Source organism: Pseudomonas sp. 22189 (genome assembly GCF_052045635.1).
GTDB classification, from domain to species: Bacteria; Pseudomonadota; Gammaproteobacteria; order Pseudomonadales; family Pseudomonadaceae; genus Aquipseudomonas; species Aquipseudomonas parakoreensis.
Map to the genome: position 1 here is coordinate 47,093 of NZ_JBQEPG010000017.1, position 23,756 is coordinate 70,848.

At 55.3% G+C, this 23,756-nt stretch carries 21 protein-coding genes and 2 pseudogenes; 13 read left to right on the plus strand and 10 right to left on the minus strand.

All coding sequences use genetic code 11. From position 1 onward, the window contains the following. Position 1: 1 nt before the first annotated feature. Positions 2-664 (minus strand): RraA family protein, encoded by a 663-nt coding sequence (locus tag ACTJKS_RS18795; RefSeq protein WP_440815778.1) that lies wholly within the window; start codon positions 662-664, stop codon positions 2-4. A 107-nt stretch (positions 665-771) separates the two neighbouring features. On the opposite strand from ACTJKS_RS18795, the gene ACTJKS_RS18800 reads away from it, so the two are divergent. The 3 genes from ACTJKS_RS18800 to ACTJKS_RS18810 all read left to right on the plus strand — a co-directional run bounded on the left by ACTJKS_RS18800 (position 772) and on the right by ACTJKS_RS18810 (position 4,088). Beyond that, entirely contained in the window at positions 772-1,671 is a 900-nt protein-coding gene (locus ACTJKS_RS18800; RefSeq protein WP_440815776.1) for a LysR substrate-binding domain-containing protein, read from the plus strand. Positions 1,672-1,760: 89 nt separating this feature from the next. Continuing rightward, a complete protein-coding gene (locus ACTJKS_RS18805; protein WP_440815773.1) occupies positions 1,761-2,570 on the plus strand; it encodes an alpha/beta fold hydrolase in 810 nt (269 codons plus the stop codon). Positions 2,571-2,651: 81 nt separating this feature from the next. Beyond that, positions 2,652-4,088 carry an alanine/glycine:cation symporter family protein gene (locus ACTJKS_RS18810; RefSeq protein ID WP_440815771.1) on the plus strand — a complete coding sequence of 479 codons (1,437 nt, stop codon included), beginning with the start codon at positions 2,652-2,654 and terminating at the stop codon, positions 4,086-4,088. A gap of 126 nt (positions 4,089-4,214) precedes the next feature. Here ACTJKS_RS18810 and ACTJKS_RS18815 read toward each other — a convergent pair whose 3' ends face one another. Next, on the minus strand, positions 4,215-5,099 hold the full coding sequence (locus ACTJKS_RS18815) for a LysR substrate-binding domain-containing protein (protein ID WP_427603546.1): 885 nt from the start codon (positions 5,097-5,099) through the stop codon (positions 4,215-4,217). A 149-nt stretch (positions 5,100-5,248) separates the two neighbouring features. On the opposite strand from ACTJKS_RS18815, the gene ACTJKS_RS18820 reads away from it, so the two are divergent. From ACTJKS_RS18820 to ACTJKS_RS18860, 9 genes and pseudogenes are all read left to right on the plus strand, one after another. Next, entirely contained in the window at positions 5,249-6,106 is an 858-nt protein-coding gene (locus ACTJKS_RS18820; protein ID WP_440815767.1) for a transketolase, read from the plus strand. After that, a complete protein-coding gene (locus ACTJKS_RS18825; RefSeq protein WP_440815765.1) occupies positions 6,103-7,104 on the plus strand; it encodes a transketolase family protein in 1,002 nt (333 codons plus the stop codon). Before ACTJKS_RS18820 ends, ACTJKS_RS18825 begins: the two co-directional genes overlap by 4 nt. A 131-nt stretch (positions 7,105-7,235) precedes the next feature. Continuing rightward, a complete protein-coding gene (locus tag ACTJKS_RS18830; RefSeq protein ID WP_440815762.1) occupies positions 7,236-8,534 on the plus strand; it encodes an MFS transporter in 1,299 nt (432 codons plus the stop codon). Positions 8,535-8,564: 30 nt separating this feature from the next. Next, positions 8,565-8,963, plus strand: a complete 399-nt coding sequence (locus tag ACTJKS_RS18835) for a glucose dehydrogenase (protein WP_440815759.1) — start codon at positions 8,565-8,567, stop codon at positions 8,961-8,963. An 11-nt stretch (positions 8,964-8,974) separates the two neighbouring features. Next, positions 8,975-11,005 carry a pyrroloquinoline quinone-dependent dehydrogenase gene (locus ACTJKS_RS18840; RefSeq protein WP_440815756.1) on the plus strand — a complete coding sequence of 677 codons (2,031 nt, stop codon included), beginning with the start codon at positions 8,975-8,977 and terminating at the stop codon, positions 11,003-11,005. Between the two features lie 59 nt (positions 11,006-11,064). Beyond that, entirely contained in the window at positions 11,065-11,817 is a 753-nt protein-coding gene (locus ACTJKS_RS18845) for an SDR family NAD(P)-dependent oxidoreductase (protein ID WP_440815754.1), read from the plus strand. Between the two features lie 39 nt (positions 11,818-11,856). Then, on the plus strand, positions 11,857-12,489 hold the full coding sequence (gene grxB, locus ACTJKS_RS18850; RefSeq protein ID WP_440815751.1) for a glutaredoxin 2: 633 nt from the start codon (positions 11,857-11,859) through the stop codon (positions 12,487-12,489). 205 nt (positions 12,490-12,694) lie between these two features. Beyond that, on the plus strand, positions 12,695-13,060 hold the full coding sequence (locus tag ACTJKS_RS18855) for a winged helix-turn-helix domain-containing protein (RefSeq protein ID WP_440828971.1): 366 nt from the start codon (positions 12,695-12,697) through the stop codon (positions 13,058-13,060). A 149-nt stretch (positions 13,061-13,209) separates the two neighbouring features. After that, positions 13,210-13,404 (plus strand): annotated as a pseudogene (locus tag ACTJKS_RS18860) (hypothetical protein); the annotation flags it as partial. A gap of 62 nt (positions 13,405-13,466) precedes the next feature. On the opposite strand, the pseudogene ACTJKS_RS18865 reads toward ACTJKS_RS18860, so the two are convergent. The 3 genes and pseudogenes from ACTJKS_RS18865 to ACTJKS_RS18875 all read right to left on the minus strand — a co-directional run. Beyond that, positions 13,467-13,679 (minus strand): annotated as a pseudogene (locus tag ACTJKS_RS18865) (transposase); the annotation flags it as partial. Positions 13,680-14,639: 960 nt separating this feature from the next. Further along, on the minus strand, positions 14,640-16,025 hold the full coding sequence (locus ACTJKS_RS18870; protein ID WP_440815747.1) for a DEAD/DEAH box helicase: 1,386 nt from the start codon (positions 16,023-16,025) through the stop codon (positions 14,640-14,642). Next, positions 16,022-16,591 carry a hypothetical protein gene (locus tag ACTJKS_RS18875; protein WP_182387397.1) on the minus strand — a complete coding sequence of 190 codons (570 nt, stop codon included), beginning with the start codon at positions 16,589-16,591 and terminating at the stop codon, positions 16,022-16,024. The genes ACTJKS_RS18870 and ACTJKS_RS18875 overlap by 4 nt, the downstream gene beginning before the upstream one ends. Before the next feature lie 102 nt (positions 16,592-16,693). On the opposite strand from ACTJKS_RS18875, the gene ACTJKS_RS18880 reads away from it, so the two are divergent. Beyond that, positions 16,694-16,912 (plus strand): helix-turn-helix domain-containing protein, encoded by a 219-nt coding sequence (locus ACTJKS_RS18880; RefSeq protein ID WP_440815745.1) that lies wholly within the window; start codon positions 16,694-16,696, stop codon positions 16,910-16,912. A 184-nt stretch (positions 16,913-17,096) separates the two neighbouring features. Here the strand turns inward: ACTJKS_RS18880 and ACTJKS_RS18885 are convergent, their stop codons facing one another. From ACTJKS_RS18885 to ychF, 5 genes are all read right to left on the minus strand, one after another. Then, complete coding sequence (locus ACTJKS_RS18885; protein ID WP_440815742.1) at positions 17,097-17,528, minus strand: hypothetical protein; 432 nt, start codon at positions 17,526-17,528, stop codon at positions 17,097-17,099. Then, positions 17,512-19,587 (minus strand): hypothetical protein, encoded by a 2,076-nt coding sequence (locus tag ACTJKS_RS18890; RefSeq protein WP_440828967.1) that lies wholly within the window; start codon positions 19,585-19,587, stop codon positions 17,512-17,514. The genes ACTJKS_RS18885 and ACTJKS_RS18890 overlap by 17 nt, the downstream gene beginning before the upstream one ends. Beyond that, entirely contained in the window at positions 19,548-21,275 is a 1,728-nt protein-coding gene (locus tag ACTJKS_RS18895; RefSeq protein ID WP_440815738.1) for a site-specific integrase, read from the minus strand. Before ACTJKS_RS18895 ends, ACTJKS_RS18890 begins: the two co-directional genes overlap by 40 nt. Further along, on the minus strand, positions 21,268-22,530 hold the full coding sequence (locus tag ACTJKS_RS18900) for a tyrosine-type recombinase/integrase (protein WP_440828968.1): 1,263 nt from the start codon (positions 22,528-22,530) through the stop codon (positions 21,268-21,270). The genes ACTJKS_RS18895 and ACTJKS_RS18900 overlap by 8 nt, the downstream gene beginning before the upstream one ends. A 121-nt stretch (positions 22,531-22,651) precedes the next feature. Further along, on the minus strand, positions 22,652-23,752 hold the full coding sequence (gene ychF, locus ACTJKS_RS18905; protein ID WP_041072487.1) for a redox-regulated ATPase YchF: 1,101 nt from the start codon (positions 23,750-23,752) through the stop codon (positions 22,652-22,654). Positions 23,753-23,756: the final 4 nt, after the last annotated feature.

Below are 23,756 nucleotides of genomic sequence, written 5' to 3' on the forward strand. Positions count from 1 at the left end.
GTCAGTGCTCCACCCTGATGGCTTCGAATTGCGTGTCGTGCATCACTTCCTCGACCGAGCGGCCCGAACGGACGGCATCGACCATGCCGGCCTGGCGGCGATCGATACGCTCGGCCAGCTCAAGCACCTGGTCGATAGCGTGGGCCGGGACAAAAACGGTGCCGCATTCGTCGGCGATCACGTAGTCGCCTTCCTCTACCTCGACGCCCGCCATGCGAACTTTTACTGCTGCGTCGATCTGGATGAGCCGGTTACGGGCGCTGATCATGGTCACGCCGCGACCGAAGACTGGATAGCCGATGTCCGCGCTGCCGCGGATGTCACGGCTGAAACCGTCGATGATCGAGCCACGAATACCTTTGCGCTGGGCGGCGTTTGCCAGGATGTCTCCCCAACTGGAGATACCATCGACGCCGCCCGCGATTACCAGCACGCGGTCATCGGTGGTGATCTGCTCCACTACTGGGGTGATCAGGTGAACGGTGGGTGACACATCCTGCTTGGGCCCCAACTGAACAGTGCTGGCTCGGCCAACAATCTTCGGACAGTCCCATAGCGGCATCAGGCCGTTGGTGGCACCAGGCAGCTGGAGGAAGTCCAGCGCGTCCGACACCGTGTTGGTATCGAGCGCAGCCAGGCGATCAAGCGGGGCTTTCAAGCTCATCGGTTTCAGGCCTCTTTTAGGTGAGGCTTGAGTATCTGCGCCGAGATTTGATACGTATATTACGAAGAAGCTAAGCTTATCATACCCCAAACCTATGGAAGAGCGCTGTGATCAACTTTCGCTTGATACGCCACCTCTGGCTATTCCTGGCAGTTGCCGAGGACCAGAACTTCAGCCGCGCAGCCAAGCGACTGGGCATGTCGCAGCCACCGTTGACCGAGCAGATACAGGCGCTGGAGCAGTCCTTACGGGTTCAACTATTCACTAGATCTCGCCGAGGCGCTCAACTGACCGCTGCGGGAGCCGCCATTCTCCCCGCCGTACGAAAGTTTGCTGATCAGCTGGAACGATTGGAGCTTGCGGTGCATGAGGCCGTGGCCGGCCACGCTGGCGTAGTGACCATTGGGGCAATTACTTCGGCAATGATCGATGTACTGCCCCCGCTGATCGAGCGGTTCAAGCAGGACCATCCACTGATCACGGTATCGGTTCGAGAGATCGATAGCGCGGAGGCTATCCCCGCTCTTGAGGGCGGCGATATCGACATCGCCTTCGCACGCCTTGAGGGCAACCTCGGTCGGCACTTGCAATCTCTACCGTTGTCCGAGGATCGACTGGCAGTAGCGCTCCCTAACGATCACCCTTTGTCCGCGAGTGATTCCATCTCTCTCAAGTCCCTCGCCGATGAAACCTTGGTAATGGCTTCACGCGATGTGAGCCCTGTTTATTTCGACTATCTGGTCGGACAGTGCAAAGCCAGCGGCTTCGCCCCGCGGATCGTGCATCAAGTTCGCTCGGTCTCGTCACAAGTTGCCTTCGTCAGCTGCGGCCAAGGCATTGCCCTTGTTCCCACCTCGATGGGCAAGCTCGCGCCCAAAAACGTACTCATTCGGCCTCTGTTCCCGGAGGTGAAAGTGGTGACTACTGCCATGGCGTGGCACAGCGAGCATAAGCATCCGCTCGTGGATGCCATGATCGATCAAGCGAAGCAAACCTTGTTGTCATAGGCTAGGCATATGACAGGGTTCGTGGCTTCGTATTTTACAAATCATCTGGCGAGCTCAACATTGAGGATGTCTGTCACAGGAGCTCATTCGTGTCCCATCCAGCTCGCTTCACCCACGAAAAAATTCCGCTGAACATCGACGGTGTACAGCTCGAACTGGCGGTGATTCACCGCCGTGGGCCTAAAGCGCCCATCCTGTTCCTTCACGGTTTCGGCTCTACCAAAGAGGACTACGCCGATATCACGCTGCAGCCTGCTTTCGATGGACATCCCTTCATTGCCTACGATGCTCCAGGCTGCGGTGAGACCGAATGCAGCGACCTCTCGCGCATCAATATTCCATTCCTTGTGAAAACCGCACAGGCCGTACTCAAGTATTTTGAGGTCGATACTTTCCACTTGGTAGGCCACTCCATGGGCGGATTGACCAGTCTGATCTTGGCTCATGGGGATCCTTCGCGCGTGCTGAGTTTCGTCGACATCGAAGGTAACATCGCCCCTGAGGACTGCTTCCTCAGCCGTCAAATTCATCATCACCGCCGTGACGATGATGCGCGATTCTTCCGCGACTTTATCGAACGCACTCGATTGGCATCCGACCCTGCGAGCGCGCTGTATGCCGCTAGTTTGGCGCACAAAGTACGTACCGGTGCGGTGCGCGGCATTTTCGAGTCAATGGTGGATTTGTCGGACAATGGTCTGTTGATGGAAAAATTTCTGTCGCTGCCCTTCCCGCGCCAATACATGTATGGGGAAACCAACTCTCACCTTTCCTACCTCAAGGACATTGCGGCAAAAGGTGTGCACTTGGCGTGCATTCCTGATTGCGGTCACTTCCCCATGTATTCGAACCCTGTACTTATGTGGAAGCGGATCAAAGCTCTACAAGACCTCGCCTAGGCAGATCTACAAATTTCCACGCGGTTCTTCCGGCCGCGTGAAGCTCCGCACTACCCAATAAAATAACAATGAGGTTGCGCCATGCTCGAAGCCATCAACGGTTTTCTTTCGGGAAAGCTGCTCATCGTCCTGGTCGTTGGATTGGGCGCCTATTTCACAATCAAGACTCGCTTTGTGCAGCTTCGCTATTTTCTGCACATGTTCAAGGTATTTAAAGACAGCCTCACCAGCAGTTCGACACAAATCAGCTCATTCCAGGCCCTGATGCTTAGCCTGGCGGGACGAGTAGGTGCGGGCAACATTGCCGGCGTCGGTGTGGCTGTTACCCTTGGCGGGCCTGGTGCCGTCTTCTGGATGTGGGTCACTGCCTTGGTGGGTATGGCTACAACGCTGATGGAGTGCAGTCTGGCTCAGTTATACAAGCGTAAAGACGCTAGCGGCCAGTTCTACGGAGGCCCATCCTTCTATATAGAGCACGGTTTGAATAAGCGCTGGCTCGGCGTGCTGATGGCCACGCTACTCATCGTCACCTTCGGTTTTTCCTTCAATGGGCTGCAATCCCATGCCGTGACCCATTCCCTCCAGAATGCCTTTGGCGTCAATCCCACCTATTCAGGCATTGTTCTGGCCGTCGTGCTGGGCCTGGTCTTCGTAGGTGGCATCAAGCGTATCGCCAAAGTGGCGGATCTGTTGGTACCAGTCAAAACGCTGGCCTACATCGCGGTAACCCTCTACGTAATAATTCTGCAGTTTGATCACGTGCCAACAATGCTGATGACCATCATCAACAGTGCCTTTGGTTTGGACCAGGCCTTTGGCGGCTTTATTGGTAGCGCCATTGTTATGGGCGTCAAGCGGGGAGTGTTTGCCAACGAGGCCGGTTTGGGCAGCGCACCCAACGTCGCGGCTGTTGCTGAGGTCAAGCACCCTGTTTCTCAAGGCGTAGTGCAAGCATTCAGTGTGTTTTTCGACACGTTCGTGATTTGCACCTGCACTGCACTGCTGATCCTACTCTCGGGTTTTTACACCGCCGGGTTTGCAGGTGACGGCCTGGTACTGACTCAGAACTCGTTGGCGGCGGTGGTTGGCGACTGGGGGCGCATTTTCATAAGCGCCGCATTGGCCTTGTTTGTATTTACCTCGATTCTCTACAACTACTACCTCGGCGAGAACAACTTGAAGTTTATCTTGGGAGATAATTGCAAGATGCTCTTGGGCTATCGTGCGCTTGTTTTAGCGCTGATCCTATGGGGGTCGGTGGAGGACCTTTCGACCGTGTTCGCCTTCGCCGACATCACTATGACGCTATCTGCGTTGGTGAACCTGATCGCGCTCACATTGCTGTGTAATGTTGGGCTCCGGTTGCTAGCCGATTACGACAACCAACGCAAGGCGGGCATAGCTGAGCCCGTCCTGACTCCAAGCGCGTTCGACGACGTCAATATCGACAATAGTATCTGGACAGCATCAGCGACTACGTCTGTAGGGAATCCAGCGATAGTGCCGGGTCATCGTTGAGAGTTATCCTGGAGGGGCGAAAGGACAGCGACAATGAGCTAACTGTCTTTTGTTGCCTGAGCGCCCCAATATAGTAGTGAGCTAGAGAGTCCATCACCACTGCCAGTTACGGTCCGCGATTGCCGATCAGTTCACAGCGAGTTCCTTGAACAGCCATTCTTTGAATTGAGTTACAGCGTGAGGTTGCGTGGGGCGGCGAGGATGCACCAGGTAATGGCCCACGTACCGGACGCTGTGGCTCACCTCACGCAGTGGACGGACCAGGCGTCCACTGGCCAGCTCTTGTTCCGCTACCAAATCTGATTCAAGGACTACTCCCAGGCCACCTGCCGCTGCGGCAATCCCCATGGAGCTGCGGTCGAACGCCAGACCATAGGATTGGGGCGCTTGCATACCGTTTGCTGCAAACCAGCCTTTCCATTGCACCGCCTGCCCATCGCTCTGGATCAAAAAATGAGAGTACAGGTCCTGTACGGAGCGCAAGGACTTGGCAACCTCAGGGCTGCAAAGTGGCGTCAGCTCTTCGATGCGCAGCGGCGTCTTTTCATGAGAGGACGGCCTGGGCTCGCCATAAACGATATCGAGGTCGAAATCGTCATTGTCGAACAGCGCGTAATCCGTGCTAGCGGAGATGCGCAGGTCGATGCCTGGGTGGTCTCTCAAGAAGCCCGCCAGGCGCGGAACTAGCCACTGGCTGGCAAAGGTAGGCGCGGTATGTAAGCGCAGGGGCAGCGCCGGTTCGTTGGTCGCGATGGCCAAACCCCGACTCATCTCTTCGAAGCCGCGTTGGACGTGATCAAGCAGCATTGCACCTTCCGCAGTCAACGCCGTGTGCCTGGTGTTGCGGACGAACAGCGTAATTTCGGCGGCGGCTTCCAGTTTTCGGATCGCATGACTCACCGCACTGGGCGAGAGGTCGAGCTCTTTTGCAGCCTCCACGAATGAGCACGTCCGGCCTGCCGCTTCGAAAACCCTCAGGGCTGATAGAGGCAACCGTTTTAACACTTTCATTGATGAATCCAGTTCATTTGTTAACGAATTAAAACCTTTTGTCGGCTCATTAGTTTTACATGAACATCAGCGGGTTACTCAATTCGATGTTTACTGATGAATCCTCTACATCAGTGACGCCGAATCGCTGGTCACCAATGGAGAACAATATGACCGAGGGTCTCAATGAGCACTTTGCCCAAATGTCGGCGCACGCCTGGCGGATCCGGCGCTTTGCGCTGCGCATGGGTGAGGTCCAGGGCCAAGGCTACGTCGGCCAGGCGCTGGGCTGGGCAGACGTCCTGGCTGTTGCCTACTGCCACGCTATGAACATTCGTCCCGATCAACCTGAATGGGAGGGGCGAGATCGCTTCTTGCTGTCCCACGGACACTACGCCATAGCCTTGTACGCCGCTTTGCTGGAGGCGGGAGTGCTTCCGGAAGAAGAGCTGGAAACCTATGGCTCCGACGATAGTCGGCTGCCGATGTCTGGCATGGCCACCTATACACCCGGCATGGAAATCTCCGGTGGCTCGCTGGGCCAGGGGCTGGCAATCGCGGTGGGTCAGGCGCTGGGATTGCGCCTAAAGGGCAACAAGGCGTTCGTGTACAACTCGATGTCCGATGGCGAGTTGGATGAAGGCGCGGTGTGGGAGGCTGCCATGTCGGCAGCTCACCACCGGTTGGGCAACCTGATCAACCTGGTGGACATCAACCGCCAGCAGGCCGACGGCCCTTCCCACGACATCCTGCAGTTCGAGCCTCTGGTCGATAAATGGGCTGCTTTCGGGTGGCACGTACAGCGCGTCGACGGCAACAACCTGCAGGAGGTGATCAATGCCTTTGATACCGCGCGGGCGGTTCCTGGCGACAAGCCGCGGGTGATCCTCTTCGACACATTGATGGGTAAAGGCGTGCCGTTCCTGGAGCAGCGTGACAAGAACCATTTCATCCGGGTCGAGCCCCAGGAATGGCAGCAAGCACTTGCAGACCTCGATGAGATCCACGCGCCAAGGAGCCACCAATGACTGCCGCTTCCCAAGCAAAGCCGAAGCTCACCACGTCGTCCATGATCGCCTCCATTGCCAGCGAGGGGCAACGCACTACATCTGCGCCGTTTGGCCACGCTTTGGTGAAAGCCGGTCAGAAAGATCCCCGGATCGTAGGCATGACGGCAGACCTCGCGAAATACACTGATCTGCACATCTTCGCCCAACGCTACCCTGAGCGCTTCCTCCAGATGGGCATGGCTGAACAGCTGCTCATGGCGGCGGCCGGGGGCATGGCGAAGGAAGGCTTCGTGCCGTTCGCCACTACCTATGCAGTGTTTGCCACGCGACGCGCCTATGACTTCATTCACCAAGTGATCGCCGAAGAAAACCTCAACGTGAAGATTTGCGCAGCGCTGCCGGGCTTGACCACCGGTTATGGTCCGAGTCACCAGGCGACCGAAGACCTCGCGATGATGCGGGCGATCCCCCAGATGATGGTCATCGACCCCTGCGATGCACTGGAAACCGAACAGTGTGTGGCGGCTATTGCAGAGCACAACGGCCCCGTGTACATGCGCCTCCCGCGCGGACGTGTTCCGCTGCTTCTCGACGAGTACGACTACAAGTTCGAACTGGGCAAGGCCAAGCTCCTGCGCGATGGCAAGGACGTGCTGATCATCGCCTCGGGCCTGATGACCATGCGTGCCCTGGAAGTGGCTGAAGAACTGGCCAAGAGCACGATTGATACGGCCGTGCTACACGTCCCCACGATCAAGCCGCTGGACGTCCAGACCATCGTCGAGCAGTGCCGACGCGACGGCCGGCTTGTGGTGATCGCGGAGAACCACACCCAGATTGGCGGTTTGGGTGAAGCCATTGCCATGGCGTTGCTGCAAGCCCGCGTGCAGCCCGAAGTGCGCCATGTGGCACTGCCTGACCAATTCCTGGACGCGGGCGCACTGCCGACCCTGCACGACCGCTACGGGATTTCCAAAGAAGTCATGGTTGCGAATATCCAGCGTTGGCTGGGTTGACCGAACGCTCAGCAACCGCGCGATGGTTGCTCACGATCGAGTGCCCGCTGCCCGGGGATCGTGAGTAGCCTCTTTGCCGGAACGTCGAGCACTCGTCCCTGGATCGTCCCAATAAATACAAGGTGATGGCGATGCATAAAGACACCCTGTTGAAAAAGAAGCGCGTTTGGATCTACGCGTTTCTCTTTACCCTGACGTTGATCAACTACGTTGACCGAGTGTCTCTTTCGGTGGCGTCCAAAGTGCTCAAGGAAGAGTTCGATATCTCACCGGTCGCGATGGGCTACCTTTTCTCATCGTTCGTCTGGCTCTACTTCCTGGCCCTGATTCCCATGGGCTACCTGGTGGGTCGTTTTGGCCCGAAAAAGGTCAACGGCTACGGGATCGGCGTCTGGTCGGTGGCAACCGCCTGCACGGCCTTGTCGACAGGGTTCATCTCGTTGCTCAGCTGTCGGCTCATCATGGGCATGGGCGAAGCCACCACTTACCCCGCCGGTGCCAGGGTCATTCGGGAATGGATGCCGCTCAAAGAGCGCGGCATGGCCACCGCAGTCTTCCATAGCGGCAGCCTTGTCGGACCCGCCATCGGCGCCATTGGGTTTGGCTGGCTGATCAGTGCGTTTGGCTGGCGAATCGCATTCGTGGTGGCTGGCGCTCTGGGCTTTATCTGGTTGGCCGCCTGGTTGAAGTGGTACAACCACCCCGCCAAGGCCCCTTGGCTGGACGATGCCGAGCGCGCAGAGATCGCTCAGGGCAGCGTCACTTCCACCAGCAGCGCTGCGCAGCCATTTTCTCTCGGGCTCAAGGGTCTGGCCCGCTCCAGCAGCATGTGGGCAATTGCTCTGTCGCACGGCTGCGCGGTATATGCCACCTATTTTTTCCTCACCTGGCTGCCGAGCTACCTACAGGCCGAGAAGGGCCTGACCGTGATGTCGAGTGGCTTCTACACCGCCATCCCCTATCTGGGTGCGGCCGTGCTCGCCATCGTCATCGGTCGTCTGAGCGACAAGGCGATGCGCCCTGGTGCCGCTGAAACCGGCCAGCGCCGCATGGTAGTCGCCAGCGTGCTGCTGGCGTCCTCGGTGATCTTCCTGGTCCCCGCGATCGACAGTACCTGGGCGATTCTCTTCGTGATCACCCTGTCGCTAGCCACCTGCGCTTCGGCGATCTCCCTGAACCTCTCGCTGGTCAACGACCTGGTGCGCTCTGAGGACGATGTCGGTACCGCCGCAGGTTTCATCACCGCGATCGGCAACCTGTTCGGTCTGTTGGCGCCCATCGTGACCGGCTACGTGGTGGCTGGATCGGGCAGTTTCGCCTTGGCGTTCGTCGTGGTCGGTGCCCTGTTGGTGATCGGCGCGATGCTCTCGATGTTCTGTACCCGTCGACCGATCGGCTTTGCCGCTCCAGGCAACCAGGCGGTGGCTTGAATTACTTGTAATGAAGGAAGCTGTAGCGTCATGAATCAACGTAGTGATGTGTCCCGCAACAACGACCAGGCGCAGCCTGGTCTCAGCAGGAAGTGGCGGTTCGCAACAGTCGTCCTGGCCTTGACTCTTGGGCTGTTTGGCATGGCTCTGTTCGGCGGTGGGGTGTGGCTGATGGGCTTGGGCGGTAGCTGGTACTACGGCCTGGCAGGTGCTGGTTGTGTGCTAACCGCCGCCTTGCTCTGGCGGCAGCGACGCAGCGCCATCCACCTGTTCGCGGTGATATGGGGGCTGACAGTGATCTGGGCCCTGTGGGAAGTCGGCCTCAATTGGTGGGGGCTAGTGCCTCGGCTGGTGGCCATGACTGTGATCCTGCTTTTGATCCTGACTCTGTCGCCGGCGCTGCGCCGCGCCACCCGCACTGCTGTGTAACGAGGTTCGTCATGTTTACTACCGTCAAACGTGGGGGCGCGCTTGCTCTCGCCATTTCTTGCGCCGTGCAGGTGCAATTCGCTCAGGCTGAGGGTGTTCCGCAAGTTGGCAGTGACTGGCCATTCTACGGTGGCGATCACAACGCCCAGCGCTTCAGCCCACTCAAGCAGATCACGCCAGCAAACGTCGAGCGCCTTGAGCGTGCTTTTGTCTACCACACCCGAGATCTGCCAAACCCCGGCAGCCGCTATTCACCGGAAACCACGCCAATCAAGGTGGGCAACGACCTGCTGATGTGTTCGGCTAAGAACATCATGATCTCGATCGATGCTGCCAGCGGTAAAGAAAACTGGCGTCATGACCCGGGAGTAGCGGACCAGGCCATTCCCCATGCCGCAGCTTGCCGTGGGGTGGCGGTCTACACCGCTCCACAACTGCCGGAAACTGCCCAATGCCGCAGCCGTGTGGTGGAAGCCACGCTGGATGCAAGGCTGATCGCCGTTGACCTGCACACCGGGGAACCATGCCAAGACTTCGGTCAGAACGGTTCGGTCGATCTCTGGGAAGGCTTGGGCAAGAAGGTCCCTGGCTGGTATGCCGTCACAGCGCCGCCCGCGATCGTCAATGGCGTTGTCGTGACCGGCGCGCAGATCCGCGACGGCCAGGACGAAGATGCACCATCGGGGGTGATTCGCGGCTTTGACGCTGTCACCGGAAAAATGTCGTGGGCTTGGGATCTGGGTAACCAGGACAATGTCCATGGCCCTGCCGAGGGCAGCACCTACACTCGCGGCACACCGAACATGTGGACAGCAGCGGTGGGTGACGAAAAGCTCGGCTACGTCTATCTGCCGATCAGCAACTCGTCTATCGACTATTACGGCTCTAACCGTAGCGAAGCGGAGAACAAATACTCCGACTCGTTGGTCGCGGTCGACGTCAAAACGGGCAAGGATGTTTGGCACTTCCAGGCCATTCGTCACGACGTCTGGGATTACGACCTGGGCAGCCAGCCGACCATGCTCGACTTCCCAGGGAAGGACGGAAAGCCGGTGCCAGCGGTGCTGTTGCCAACCAAGCAGGGTGACATCTACATCCTCAACCGCGCTACGGGTGAACCTTTGACTCCGATTGGCGAGGTCAAGGCGCCCAAGGGCGGTTCGGTCGAGCCCAAATACCTGTCCGACACCCAGCCGACTTCCGAGTGGCACACCCTGCGCAAGGCGCCCAAGACCGAAGCTGACATGTGGGGCTTCTCGCCGCTGGACCAGCTGATGTGCCGCATCCAGTTCCGTCAGGCTAACTACGAGGGCTACCTGACGCCGCCTTCGGTAGATCGTCCTTGGATTCAGTACCCGGGCTACAACGGTGGCTCGGACTGGGGCTCGGTTGCGATTGACCCGGTGCGCCGACTGATCATCGCCAACTACAACGATATCCCGAACCTCAACCAGCTGATCCCGCGGGATAAGGCTGAGCAGATGGGGCTCAAGCCAATCTACGCGCCAAAGCCTGACGAGACTTCACTCAACAAGGCCGGTAGCAAGTCGGGCAAGGGTGAAGGGGGCGCTTCTGTCTATCCACAGGTCAACGCTCCCTATGCAATCAGCGTGAATGCGGGTTGGCGGAACTGGGGTACCGGTGTGCCGTGCTCGGCCCCTCCCTACGGTGGCATTCGCGCAGTAAGCCTGGACACCGGCAAGACCGTCTGGGATGAGCCGCTGGGCACCGCGCGTCGCAATGGCCCGTTCGGCATTCCTTCGCACCTGCCGCTCAACATCGGCCTGCCTAACAACGGCGGCACCGTGGTCACCGCTGGCGGCTTGACCTTCGTCGGCGCGGCCACCGACAACCTGTTCCGAGCGATCGACACCGCCACCGGTGAGGTGCTGTGGGAGGACGTTCTGGACGTCGGTGCTCAGGCCAACCCGATTTCCTACGAGGTGAACGGCGAGCAGTACGTGCTCGTGTCGGCCTCCGGCCATGCCTTCATGGAAACCGGAACCAGCGACGAAATCATTGCGTACAAGCTGCGCAAGTAATCCGGGCGACGGGGCACGCCGTGCCCCGTCGCAGCAACAACTGCTAGAGGAGATGGACCATGGACTTGGGCTTGAAGGATAAACGCGTGCTGGTCAGCGGTGCATCGCGAGGCATTGGGCGAGCGATCGTTGAGCTTTTTCTTCAGGAAGGTGCGCAAGTAGCATTCTGCGCGCGCGGTACAGTGGGTGTTGAACGCGCTGGCGCTGAATTCGGCCCGCGGGCGTTCGGCACGGCCGTGGATGTCACCCAGCCTGAGCAGGTGGCGGCGTGGGTTACCTCGGCTGCCGAGCAGATGGGTGGGTTGGATATCGTGGTGCCTAACGTCAGTGCATTGGCCGGCGGCGATGATCTTGGTACCTGGCGCCGTGCATTCGACACCGACCTGCTGGGCAGTGCCGCCATGGTCAAGGCCGCCCTGCCGGCATTGCGCCAATCGGCAGCTGCCTCGGTAGTGCTGATCTCCAGCGTCTCCGGGCGCGAAGTCGATATGTTCGCCGAGCCCTACGGCATCCTGAAGGCTGCCTTGCTGCATTACGGCAAAACCTTGTCGGCACGGCATGCGAGCGAAGGGATCCGGGTCAATTCCGTTTCCCCTGGCAATGTGTACTTCGCAGATGGCGTGTGGGGCGACATCGAGCGCGATCAGCCGGAAACCTTCGCGACTTGCCTGGCCGAAAATCCAATGGGTCGCATGGCCACGCCAGAAGAGGTGGCGAAGGCAGTCGTGTTTCTCGCCAGCCCGGCCGCCAGCTTTACAACCGGTACGAACCTGCTTGTGGACGGTGGTCTCACACGGTCGGTGCAATTCTGAGCCAAACGGCCTCAATGCTATTCAACGTGGAGGAGCGTGATGAAACTCTATATCTACGAACACTGCCCGTTTTGCACGCGGGCGCGGATGATCTTTGGCCTCAAAGGCCTTCCCGTTGATCTACAGGTCATCATGGAGGGTGACGCCGAGACACCTAAGCGACTGATCGGGAAGAAGGCGGTCCCTATCTTGGAAAAGGATGACGGGACCCATATGGGCGAGAGTCTGGACATCGTGCGCTATGTCGATGCCATTGGCACACCGATACTCGTCGCTCCCCAAAGCGAGGCATTGGACGCTTGGGTTAAAGAGGTCTGGCCGACCGCGCTCAAGCTCTTCATCCCCCGCTTCGTCGAAGGTGACTTCGCAGAAGTTGCCACGCTGGCTGCACGACAAGCCTACCGGCTGCGTGAGGAGCATGCCTTTGGAAATTTGGATGAATTGCGAAACATCACTCCAATGTTGGAGGGGCAAATCGAGCCCATGCTGGAGGCTTTGGTGCCGTTGTTGGACACCAGAAAGGTCATCGGGATCAACGACATCACGCTTTGGCCGGTGCTGCGCTCGCTGTCCATCGTTCGTGCCGTCACTTTCCCTGACGCGGTGCGTGCTTACATGGACCGCCTTAGCCAAGAATGCGGTGTGCCTTTGCTGTTCGAGCAGAGCCGGTGATCGAACCAATCCGGCGGTTTCGTAGCCTGCAGTTGGCAAATCACCATGCTGACGCGCTGATGATATGTGCCTGCGCATTGGGTTTTGCTCACTCGGCAGCTGCTAGTCTCACTGTTGAAGGTGTCTACTCACCATGTCTTACAGCCAAAGCACTACGACCAATACCGTCGAGAAGTTGGAGTTGACCGCCGCCTGCGGGACAATGATGTTTTTATACATTCAGCAAAACGTGGTGCGTGTTCATGATCGCCAATTTCAGCTGAAGCCAACGCCATGCCGGCTCCTGGCGCTTCTGATTCGGTACGGGGAACAGGTGGTGAATCGCCAAACCATACTGACGGAGGTTTGGGGATATGATTTTAACCCGGGTACCAAAATCATAGACGTCCAGATCTGCTACTTGCGAAAAGCCCTTGCGGCCGTGCATGCACCGTTCGAAATCAAAACGCATCGTGGCAGGGGGATTAGCCTACGCTCGCTGAACAACGTCAGCGCTGGTCACAGATGTCGGCAGTTGCGCTGGTCTCTGTCCAGTGCGTTTGTAGGAGGCGCAGGCCATTCAATAGGATGAACGATGTGGCCCTCGCTCAAACGGCTCTCAATGCCGCGCCGTTGTTGACTGCGACAGATTTAATTCTCTACACCATCAGCCTGAAATCGCTTTTTGAGCATTCGCGACAGTTTTACACTTTCTCCAATCGAGGCTGCAAGGCCCGGAATTTGGTCTTTCAGTGCGACAGTTTTAATTATCTAACTCCAGCCCAGCATGGATGGCCGTGTCCCATCGCAATCGTTGGCGACGGTGGATGGCCGATCCTCACCGCAAGGATGGATGGTGCACCAGTAGTAGCCGGGATAGAACTGGCCCAAGAAAAGGCAAGACAGCGGCAATCTTCAGGCGCTCTGAATCGCCCCGGGTTTCCTAGACACTCTCCAAGCTCAGGAAATAGCGTTTCTCATACTCTACTGGAGCAGCACTTGAGTTCAGCGCGTAGCTTGCGAAGTTCAGTGTGCTGATCGTCATCTTGCTGACGCTGCTCTTGGGGCTTGCTGTAGACCTTGATCCAGGCGTAGAGTCTGTGCACAGACATGCCCAGGCGCTGGGCGACATCGGCCACAGGTTTGCCTTTTTCGGTCACTTGCTTGACCGCTTCGATCTTGAATTCTTCGGGGTATCGCTGACGACTCATGGCACCTCGTATTTGGGCCTCACTATGAGGCTTGGAGGTGTCTAGGAAACCAGGGGCGATTCAAGCTCACAATTCTCGTAACCCGACCACTGCTGTGATCCGCGACGCGATCCACGTTTGTCCGCAAATCCGTGCCACGCCGCTTTCAGCACAAAAACTGAGGTCAAAGATCCAGAGTCCAGTTACTGATGCGAAGAAGGACCACACTACTCGGGATCCTGAAATTCAAGGTGGTGTTTCAGATGACTGCTGCTCTTAAACAGCTTTCAACGGCGGCGTAACGGTATTCACTCGGTGAAAATCGGCCTGCCCGACCGAATAACAACAGGGCTGTAATGCACTCCGTGTACGCTAGAGCTTCCTTCTGGACGAAGCGCTCGTACAGGGCGCGTTGAGATTGAGGCACTTTAGCGCGATTTTCTAAGCACTGTTTAACAAGTGGACTAAGCATGGACCCACGAACATCGTACCTGGCGTCAACCGCCTTTAGTACTGTTGTCCAGCATGAATAGAAGATTGGAGGTAGATGGCCAGAAGGCTGTAAGTCTATGTTATCGATCATACCTATTTTATGCTTAGATGTTAAAGATAATGAGATTGCTTTGATTTGATATCATGATATTTACCCTGCAGTCAGCAATAAACTCCATGATCGATCCGGTACAAGAAATCTAGCAAATGTAAGAAGCCATCGGTGGTCGACGCAACGCAGCGAGGCACACGACGTCCAAGCCCCCAGGCTTCTTGAACGAGCCATTGATGAGCGAGGTTTGAGTTTCCTAGAACGAGTCCGGCAAGATGGCTTACGCTAGAAACTCTTAGCATGAAACAACGTTGCTCCTGACTCAAACAGCCATGAATCCGGGGCTTATCCATCCTCAGATAAGTTAGCCTAATCACTCGGATTTACCACCCACGGACTACATGCGAAAAATATATAGCTGCGTACTTGATCATCCGTTAGTAGATAGACAGAATTTCTGTTCGGAACCCCGTGGAAAGTTCCATTCGGAATATGCTTTCTTCTGACAATGCCCCCTGAGTTACTTCATCTGAAGCTGCGGAGGTCTTGAGCACCTGAATATCAAGCAGGCAATTGACTGGCTGCTCCACAGAATCCTCATGGACAGTGGAACCCGCGGCATCAAAACGGAGAAGCTGCGCATAATCCAATACAGCCAGGTCATCCGGTAAGTCTTCAGCCACTCGCTGTGAGAACTGGACTAAAGAAGGCTCCGCAAGAACGTAGAGCCACGCCTCATTATCCTTGTTTCCTGTTCGCCTCAGCACTCTGCCCAGAACTTGGCGATAATGAAGTTCGGTTCGAATGCGGCTCAGGTAGCAGCACACCTGCAAGCGAGGAATATCTGTGCCTTCGCTGATCATACCGACCGCGACAATCCACTTACCTTTCCCACTTCTAAAGTCATCTATTAGCTCGTGTGCTCCCGGAGTGCGCGTAGTGACTACTAAGCAATCCTCGCCGCGTGATTTAAGTATCCGGGCGACCTGGTTGGCATGCCTAATGTTTGTGGAGACTACCAGTCCACCCGCATCGGGAATCCTGCAACGCACCTCATCCAATCGGCTACGCCCAAGATCAATGACCTTCTCGACCATGTCGCGATGGGTGAGCAAGTCCTCAAATGATACTGGGGACTCATTCAATAGTTGAGCGATGCTTGGATAAACTGTCACGATCGGCGAGTCGTCAACTAGCTCGGTGAGTTTCACCGCGCCATTATCGATGACCACTATTCTTGGAGATCGGCAGACGTTGTCTGCGACTGCTTCCTTCAGACCGTATCGAAAATCACAAACGAGGCGGCCTTCAGGGTCGGAATATCGAGCCAAAGCAATCGCTTTGTCATCAGAGCGCCAAGGAGTTCCGGAGAGGGCGAGAGTGAAAGCCGCCTGGTCCTGCAACCGTTGAAGGATGATCTGGCCCCAAGAATTGCTTAAAAGCGGATCATGCCCAGCGCAATGGTGGATCTCGTCGAATACTGCAAAAACACGATAGTCATCGAGCAGCTGCCAAAAAGAGGCTGACTGATGACCCATTGCTTGATAGGTATTTGCGACCCCCACCGACCCCAAGCGGCCGTCAAACGGTCGACCCATTACGTGAGCGAATGTCTGCTCCAATCCTGCAACCACTTGGCAAGATGGGGCAAAGCAAAGAACAAGATCAATAGCCTCGGCGTCCAATAACCGCTTCGCGACTTCTGCAGCCATCCGGCTTTTGCCAGAGCCAGGTGTAGCTTGACAAAAAAAATGTGATGAGTGCCGATACCGCTCCAGCGCTGCAGCAACGCAAGCGCTTTGCCATACACGCAGATCCTTCATACGGTGACCAGCAGCTTCAACGTTTTTTCGATTGCACGAAGGTGTCCCAAAAGCTTCGAGCTGCGATCTCGCGCGTCAATGTAGTCATCTTCAACTCGGACCTTTAGTGCCGGCATCTCAGTAAAAAGCTGTTTATAGCGCTCGGCCTCGCCTAGAGCTGTGAGCATGTCCAGGCGGATTTCCTTCGCCAGTGACTCAAGCCTTTGCGTAGGGCAATCGTTGTGCCGCTGGTGTAACTGCGTTTTGGGGGGGATCACGCTTGGGGTGTCACTCTGTTCATTTGGGAAACGATGATCAACCAGTAAGAGGGTGATGGTTTCAGGCATCTCCATCACATGAAAAATCTGGTCGCGCTTACGCCTGATCGGATCGTGCTTGACCCATCCCACGCGTTTGAGGCGTTGGACTTGGTCGTAGATATATCGCCACAGCTCAACGTCGTTAATCTGGACGTCCAAGAGGCTGGCATAGCCAAGCCTCATCGAGCGGATCGAAAATTGCTCGAAATCGCCATCCTTGAGCAGCTTGAAGACATGCCTGTCTAGCTTAAATGTCGCAGGTTTCATGCAGGCACCCATAAAGCCGAATCGGGCGAAATGCGGATTATAATCCGTCGCTTGCTGTCAGGTAAACGACCGATAGTGCCGCCTTGGTCAATCGAGGCGGTTATGCAAGGGCTGGCAAAGGATCTCGGACAGAAAATCCGTGAGAGGAGGATATTGATCGGGTTGTCTCAGGACGCTCTCGCATTCGCCTGTGCGATAGATCGTAGCTATATGGGAAGGATCGAGAGAGGTGAGGTCAACCTCACCGTTGAAAAGCTTTACAAAATAGCCGTCCAACTCAAGTGCCAACCTCATACTCTAATGCCGCGTTTGCCCTGCTAAGCAGCTGATTGATGTAGTGACTCAGTTCTAGGATCGCTCAGTTAAGTGCACATTCACAATGCTGAGCCGGCTAAATTATTGACCCGCAACGCTAGGAGCTTTCTTTCATGCTTTGGCTACTCGCCGTCTAAAAGCTTTGGAGGCGAGTAGTACGCTCTGTTGAGCTTCCAACGTCATACGACTGTTACTCCTGTAGCTTCAATGTCGAAACCGATTGAAAGGTCATCAACTGTTCTTTGACTGATTGCAACTCAAAGGTTAGCTCAATCACCCTCCGTTGTGCACTAATCAGCTGTGATTGGGCAACGTCTCGCTGCGCTATCACTTCTTCCAGGCGCTTCTTCATATCGGCCCGCAGGCCTCGTTGCCGGAGAAGCTCTTTCCTCTTGGAAGGGCGATCCTGCATGTTGATTTCAATGTAAGCCTGAATTTCTCGGATTAAGGACGGAAACCTGGACTTTCGCAGTGCGCTAGGATCGCATTCAGCTTCCCTGGCTACGTTGTTCTGCGATACAACGCTACCAGGATTTAAAACATTAGGCTTATTGGCCTTCAGGCGTTCAAACGCTAGTCGAAAGCGTTGTTCGGCGGTTAGGCATTCAGCTTCTGACGACATTCAGATAATTCTCCAAGCCTTTGCGCTCAGCCAATAGCGCCCTATGACGGGGGCTATTGACGGCAGCAATTGCCAGTTCTTGATCGATTAACCGCAGCTCCGCTTCGATGTTTTGAGCCTTGTCGCGGTCGTAAAGTACGTCAGCACACGGTGCGTTTCCGTCGCCGCCAGTGCAACGTGAAATCGATTCGATTCCCCCATAAGGGCAAGTGCCTCGGTGGGTGCAAGCACCGACGCGCATTTCTCGGAAAAAAATTTGACCACGACGCCCAGCAGCGGCTAGCGCACTGGCATCTTTGTCGCTGACCAAATTGACCAAGACCGTCTGCTTTCGCTCATTTCCAATTGGAGACACAAACCGATCTCCAACAGCAGCTAGTATTTTATTTGCCATAGCATCATACATAGCTCCAACGATCATGGCCTCAACCTCTTCGTTGAGCAGTAGCTTTGTGTAGCCGCGACCGTAATACAATGGCATCAGTCTTGATGCGTGCTTCATCTGAAACTGCAGGCTCGAATCAGAGAGCAAGCCACTGGCGAACATATTCACCGCACCAGTACGTCGTAACTGGTGCCAAGCTAAAGGCCAGGCGCGTCCTACAGAAAAAATCTCGCTTAGGTTTGGTGTCAGCGTCTTGGCGATTCGTAAGTCTGCTTCAGTTATTCGAAGTATGTTCTCGTCGAACAGCCGCTCGAAACGCTTTTGAAGTGCACTAAATGAAAGGACGTGTATTCGTACAGAGTATGGTTTGGATCTGCTATTGCTGCTAGACGTACTCCACGGTTCGGTTGCTTTGCCAAAGAGATAGGGGTTCTTAATGTCCGCGTCTGTTGGGCGTGAGTATGGATCAGCCGCTGTACATCTCATTCGAAGGTGGGCGATGGAGCTCATTGCTTTCACTGCTACTTCAACGCTTGGGGTTGTAGGCCACCTAGCATCGCTGTCCGCGTCTGTTTTAGTAGTTTCGCCGCAAATTATTGGTATTCGACCAAGTTTCTCGTCCAGCTCCCAAATCAAGCAGTCTGCACGTAAAGATGACGCTTCGGTAGTGCGCTGAAGGGTGAAATTTGTAATGTAGGCAAGTCCAGCATTCTGGACCAGAGACATATAGGCGGATAAGTTTCTAATTTCCATGCCAGTGGAGGGGATGGAAACCCATTTCTCAATTAGCTCTGCAATTCCGAATCGCTCGGCAGTTAAAGAAAAGCGGCCATGATACACGTATCCTGCCTTAGAGCCTCTCCCAGGGCGCTCTGGTGACCAAAACGGCAAAGTATTGCTTCTGCGCTCCGTAAAAGCGGCTTCCAGAGAGCCCGAATTTTTAGCATAGGCGTCAACACAGAAGTGAAAACAATCTTCGATTTCTCTCTGATGAGCAAGATAATCGTCTAGGCATGCTTTCAGCCGTTCAACCTGATAAGTCCAAATGCGGGGCGGAATGTACGCTGTTTGCTCGGTTTCGAATTTTGGACTTGTAGCCGCGAGCCGCTTAATCCCTTCTGGGTCTACGAGGTAAAAACCCAGGTGTTCCCGAGCGTCCCACAGCCGATGAAGTTCTAGTATGGTTGATTTATGCTCGCTTGGTGGAATGATACCAGGAAACTGCTCGAACACCTTAGGAAAGCGCATTAACTCAGTCGCTACAATGCGATTGTCACTACATAGCGAGATTAAGCGACGTATTGCCAGGAACACTCCCTTCAGTCCGTTTGCTGAGCGGCAGGACTTCACTCCCCACATGCGCCACGTGGTTATCACACGAAGCAAGTCTGCGTTAGCTACGTCTAATTTCTTGGCTCTACGATTTTTGAGGTCGTCGCCAAAATCTAGAATCATCGATTTCCCAGCCCACGGAGATATATCCCAAACGGAATCACCCCAACGTGAAAGAATTTTCCCGTCGCGATCTTCGCTGACAACCCACTCCCGTGGTGGTGGCCAGCTAGGAGGGCGAAAAGACCGATTATTCGGAGTCAGCCAGTCGCAGCTGGATCCGAAAATTTCGAGCGAGACTTTCAAAAGGTGTCCTCCACAACCATAATTCTTCTTGTCCACTCTGGATGATAAAATCCTTCTTCGACGCGAGCTAATACTTCTTCTAGCCAAGCCTTGCGCTTTTTGTTGGATTCGCCGAGCCAGCAAAGCTTTTCCGATATTCGGTCAATAACAAGTTGTGCAGGATGAACTTCTTTTTCGTGCCGCGGAGGTGTCCATTTTGAGACCTCTATGATTTTCAGATGTCGAAAAGAGGCTAATGACCAAAGATAGTCGATCGTATCGATGTCGCGGTGATGTTCACACCACATGCAACCTGACGGTCTGATGCAATCTGGTGTTGGAGCATCTTTGGGCGCGGACTCCAACTGAACTGATATACCGTCGCATAGACCGGGGCCAGCAGGCGTTGTGCAAATAACTGTTGGATCGTGCTCAGACCAAAACCGAATGATTTCGCCCATTGCTCGTTGCTGACTAGGGCGTTCGTAGGTGGTAAGTAGAGTTTTTTTATGGTGTTGCGCCATTGATGCTGTCAGGTCTGCATCACCAGAGCGGCGAAGAAGCCAATTTACGCGAGTATTTCGTAAACTCTGAGGCGGGACGAAGTTGAGCCCTATTTTTTTGCAGGCGGCTCTGAGATAAAATTGCGGGTGCTTTTGGAGGGCTCGGCCACCACTTCGAATGAAGGGAAAAATGGAATCTGAGCCAGGAAATAGCAGCCGACGCCAATCGAGGTACCTTTCAAAATGAGGCTTGTACTCTTTAAAGACTTCGAAAAGTACTTCGCCATGTCGTCGTGCCTTTCTGTCTCTTACTTGATAGCCATCGAGATGGCTAGAGTAAGTGAATTGGCGTAGCTTTAATTTGTGCGCCTGGGTGAAGTTTATGCCGGTCTGCGCAATGAACATCAGCAGCTCTGCTTCAATTCTTCGATTGGCTATTGGGTAGCGAGTACGAAGAGTACCATCCGCTTCCCAGGCCCGAAAATACTTAAGAGCAATTTCTCGGTCGGGAGTGGGTGGGCCATAATTGTAAGCCTCCAAATGCCGTTCAGCAAATGCTGGGTTGTTAAAGCCCGACCATTCAACCAACTCGTTTCCGTAGCGGAGGGGTATGCGAATGGGAAGAGGAGATTTCAAAACTACTTCAGCCGATAGCGAATCGCAGATGTCCTGCAGAAACTGCCCAAACGCAAAGGTATCTTCGAGGTTCTGCTTTTCGGCATTGACACCCAATGCTGTTTTTCGCTGTTTTGGCAGGCGTAAGCGGCTCATTGAAAATAGCGGTATCTTTCGATCTAAGACAGCGTCAAGTACATTGCCCGCACCTACGCCTATTGTGTAGGCGGAGACTTGACTCATATCCTTGATTATCTGGTGCCTATGTACCAGTGAGTCTGTCCAATCTAAATAGATTTGCTGAATCGACTCAGTTACGAGTGAGTGTCCTTTGTCCTCAGCCCAAATGAACATATTCCTAATATAACGAATTTCGTTCTGCGCAGTATATGCACTTCCACCGGCTATCAGTTTGGCATTGATTGCCTCGTGTATCTTTTCTACGAGATCAAACCGTTCGCGTAGAGGCTGCCCAAGTGCTCCATTTGCTATCATGCGGGTTACTTGCCAGGTCGTGGCTTTTGCCCCGCCGTAGTACAGCAGATAAGTGAGGTCCCATGGGGTTTCGCGAGTGCCTATAATGACGTCCGGAAACGACAAATTTGGTAATTGAATAGTTTCATGCATTGAAGTCGTCCCAGCTTCGGCTCCGGAGACCAGTAAACGCTTCGTGAAAAGCTTGTGCTACCTCTTCTTTGCCCTTTGTACTTTCAAGAAACTTTACATATTTGAACGTCGTCGATTCGTGTTTGTGAAGCATCGCGCTCTTAACAAACTCAATTGCAGCCGCAGTCGTTGTAACACTGAGGGCCAATTTCATCAGCCATGTTCCGTAGGTGGCTCGGGTCTGATGGAACTTGAAGCGAGCTATAAACTGCAAATTTGCGCGCCGGGCCTTATTTCGCAAGCCCGTCATTAATGTGCCTATTGTACTATTGCTATACGGTTTTCCCCGTGAAGTTAGGAAGAGCACCGACCGGTAAGGACTAGAGGCTTTCGCTTCTCTCTTAAGCCGCGCTGTTGAATATGCGTAGCGCTTCAGTTCATCGAGAAGGATCTTTGGGAAAGTAAGATAACCCTCTACATTGAACTTGGTAGAAACTTGTGTCCCGGGCCCAACCTTGATCAAGAAAAGGCCATCAATGAAAGGGTCGGGCTGGGCCTGCTCCAAATTTTCAATTCGCAGCGTGGAGATAGTACGAAGACGTGCGCCGGTAAAGCAGCCGATGGTAAGCATCAGATGGAGTTCTTCGGTCTCCTCATTTGCTGTGAACTCAAGGAGCTCCGTCATATGCGTATCGCTTAGGGGGAGCAGACCATCTTCTAGGCGGTCCCCTGGCGCTCGGCGATTTGGGATAGCGAGATCCGTCGACATGCGGGTGAGCGCACGTCTGAAACCGTGTGTGTCGTGGTAACGAATTAAGATGGGGCGTTCACGCCACATCGGCGTGTTCGTACTGATAAAATCGTGTTCAGCCGCGAATCGATAAAACTGTACGACCGCATTCATGCGTGCTCGCGCAGTGCTTGACGCTAGGGTCCCTGTTTCAATTTGGTGAATTAAATGGCCACGGAAGCGAACAACAGCGCGTTCAGACCTGCGAAGGGGAAAGTGCCGCCAATCAAGCTCGTTTTTCTCAAGGAAGCACGCATATGACCGCAAGTGCTTCATCAAGCTTTTCACGGTCTCAATGTCGCGGTTGTGATTGGTAAGCGTCTCTAGCGCCCAAAGGTTCACTTCGGCCCAGCTTGGTCCGCTCTCCCAAAAGATTTGCGGTAGACGCGGGATGCTTCGCGCGAGCCTATCGTGCTCCCACTCAAACTCATCACCTACGTGGGCTTCGCGCCAAGGCTTGAAGTCCACGTGCTCTAGATATGCCATTGACACCCCCATCTCGCGGTTGAGCAAAGGCAATTGCAGCCCTAGCCCTGCGTGAGCAAATCACAACCTCAATGCATGTCCATAGGCTGGCACACAAAGGGTGGATGTCAATGGGGTCGTACTAGACGTTAAAGCGGAAGTGCATCACGTCGCCGTCCTTGACGATGTAGTCCTTGCCTTCCAGGCGCCATTTACCGGCTTCCTTGGCACCGGCTTCGCCCTTGTACTGGATGAAGTCGTTGTAGGCGATGACTTCGGCGCGGATGAAGCCTTTCTCGAAGTCGGTGTGGATCACGCCGGCAGCTTGGGGTGCGGTGGCACCGACGCGGACGGTCCAGGCGCGGACTTCTTCGACGCCGGCGGTGAAGTAAGTCTGCAGGTGCAGCATTTCGTAGCCGGCACGGATCACGCGGTTCAGGCCAGGCTCTTCCAGGCCCAGGGCCTCGAGGAACATGTCTTTCTCTTCGCCGTCTTCGAGCTCGGCGATTTCCGCTTCGATCTTGTTGCACACCGGAACCACCATGGCGCCTTCTTCTTCGGCGATGGCCTTGACCACGTCCAGGTGCGGGTTGTTCTCGAAACCGTCTTCAGCGACGTTGGCGATGTACATGACCGGTTTGGTGGTCAGCAGGTGGAAGCCCTTGATGATCGCCTTCTCGTCGGCGCTCATGTTCTTCATCAGGCTGCGCGCAGGCTTGCCTTCGGTGAAGTGAGGGATCAATTGCTCCAGCAGGGCTTTCTGAGCCACTGCGTCCTTGTCACCACCCTTGGCATTGCGCGCGACTTTCTGCAGTTGCTTCTCGCAGCTGTCGAGGTCGGCGAAGATCAGTTCCAGGTCGATGATTTCGATGTCGCGCTTCGGGTTGACGCTGTTGGACACGTGAATCACGTTGTCGTCTTCGAAGCAGCGCACCACGTGAGCGATGGCGTCGGTTTCACGGATGTTGGCCAGGAACTTGTTGCCCAGACCTTCACCTTTCGAGGCGCCGGCCACCAGGCCTGCGATGTCGACGAATTCCATGGTGGTCGGCAGGATGCGTTTCGGATTGACGATGGCCGCCAGAGCGTCCAGACGCGGATCCGGCATCGGCACGATGCCGCTGTTCGGCTCGATGGTGCAGAAGGGGAAGTTCTCGGCCGCGATACCGGATTTGGTCAGGGCGTTGAACAGGGTGGACTTGCCGACGTTAGGCAGGCCGACGATGCCGCAATTGAATCCCATGGTG

Coding starts and splice junctions, on each gene's coding strand:
- ACTJKS_RS18820 (WP_440815767.1), top strand. CDS start 5,249: ATGACCGAGGGTCTCAATGAGCACTTTGCCCAAATGTCGGCGCACGCC.
- ACTJKS_RS18895 (WP_440815738.1), bottom strand. CDS start 21,275: ATGCATGAAACTATTCAATTACCAAATTTGTCGTTTCCGGACGTCATT.
- ACTJKS_RS18855 (WP_440828971.1), top strand. CDS start 12,695: ATGTTTTTATACATTCAGCAAAACGTGGTGCGTGTTCATGATCGCCAA.
- ACTJKS_RS18900 (WP_440828968.1), bottom strand. CDS start 22,530: ATGGCATATCTAGAGCACGTGGACTTCAAGCCTTGGCGCGAAGCCCAC.
- ACTJKS_RS18810 (WP_440815771.1), top strand. CDS start 2,652: ATGCTCGAAGCCATCAACGGTTTTCTTTCGGGAAAGCTGCTCATCGTC.
- ychF (WP_041072487.1), bottom strand. CDS start 23,752: ATGGGATTCAATTGCGGCATCGTCGGCCTGCCTAACGTCGGCAAGTCC.
- ACTJKS_RS18840 (WP_440815756.1), top strand. CDS start 8,975: ATGTTTACTACCGTCAAACGTGGGGGCGCGCTTGCTCTCGCCATTTCT.
- ACTJKS_RS18870 (WP_440815747.1), bottom strand. CDS start 16,025: ATGAAGGATCTGCGTGTATGGCAAAGCGCTTGCGTTGCTGCAGCGCTG.
- ACTJKS_RS18830 (WP_440815762.1), top strand. CDS start 7,236: ATGCATAAAGACACCCTGTTGAAAAAGAAGCGCGTTTGGATCTACGCG.
- ACTJKS_RS18835 (WP_440815759.1), top strand. CDS start 8,565: ATGAATCAACGTAGTGATGTGTCCCGCAACAACGACCAGGCGCAGCCT.
- grxB (WP_440815751.1), top strand. CDS start 11,857: ATGAAACTCTATATCTACGAACACTGCCCGTTTTGCACGCGGGCGCGG.
- ACTJKS_RS18885 (WP_440815742.1), bottom strand. CDS start 17,528: ATGTCGTCAGAAGCTGAATGCCTAACCGCCGAACAACGCTTTCGACTA.
- ACTJKS_RS18880 (WP_440815745.1), top strand. CDS start 16,694: ATGCAAGGGCTGGCAAAGGATCTCGGACAGAAAATCCGTGAGAGGAGG.
- ACTJKS_RS18815 (WP_427603546.1), bottom strand. CDS start 5,099: ATGAAAGTGTTAAAACGGTTGCCTCTATCAGCCCTGAGGGTTTTCGAA.
- ACTJKS_RS18845 (WP_440815754.1), top strand. CDS start 11,065: ATGGACTTGGGCTTGAAGGATAAACGCGTGCTGGTCAGCGGTGCATCG.
- ACTJKS_RS18795 (WP_440815778.1), bottom strand. CDS start 664: ATGAGCTTGAAAGCCCCGCTTGATCGCCTGGCTGCGCTCGATACCAAC.
- ACTJKS_RS18875 (WP_182387397.1), bottom strand. CDS start 16,591: ATGAAACCTGCGACATTTAAGCTAGACAGGCATGTCTTCAAGCTGCTC.
- ACTJKS_RS18825 (WP_440815765.1), top strand. CDS start 6,103: ATGACTGCCGCTTCCCAAGCAAAGCCGAAGCTCACCACGTCGTCCATG.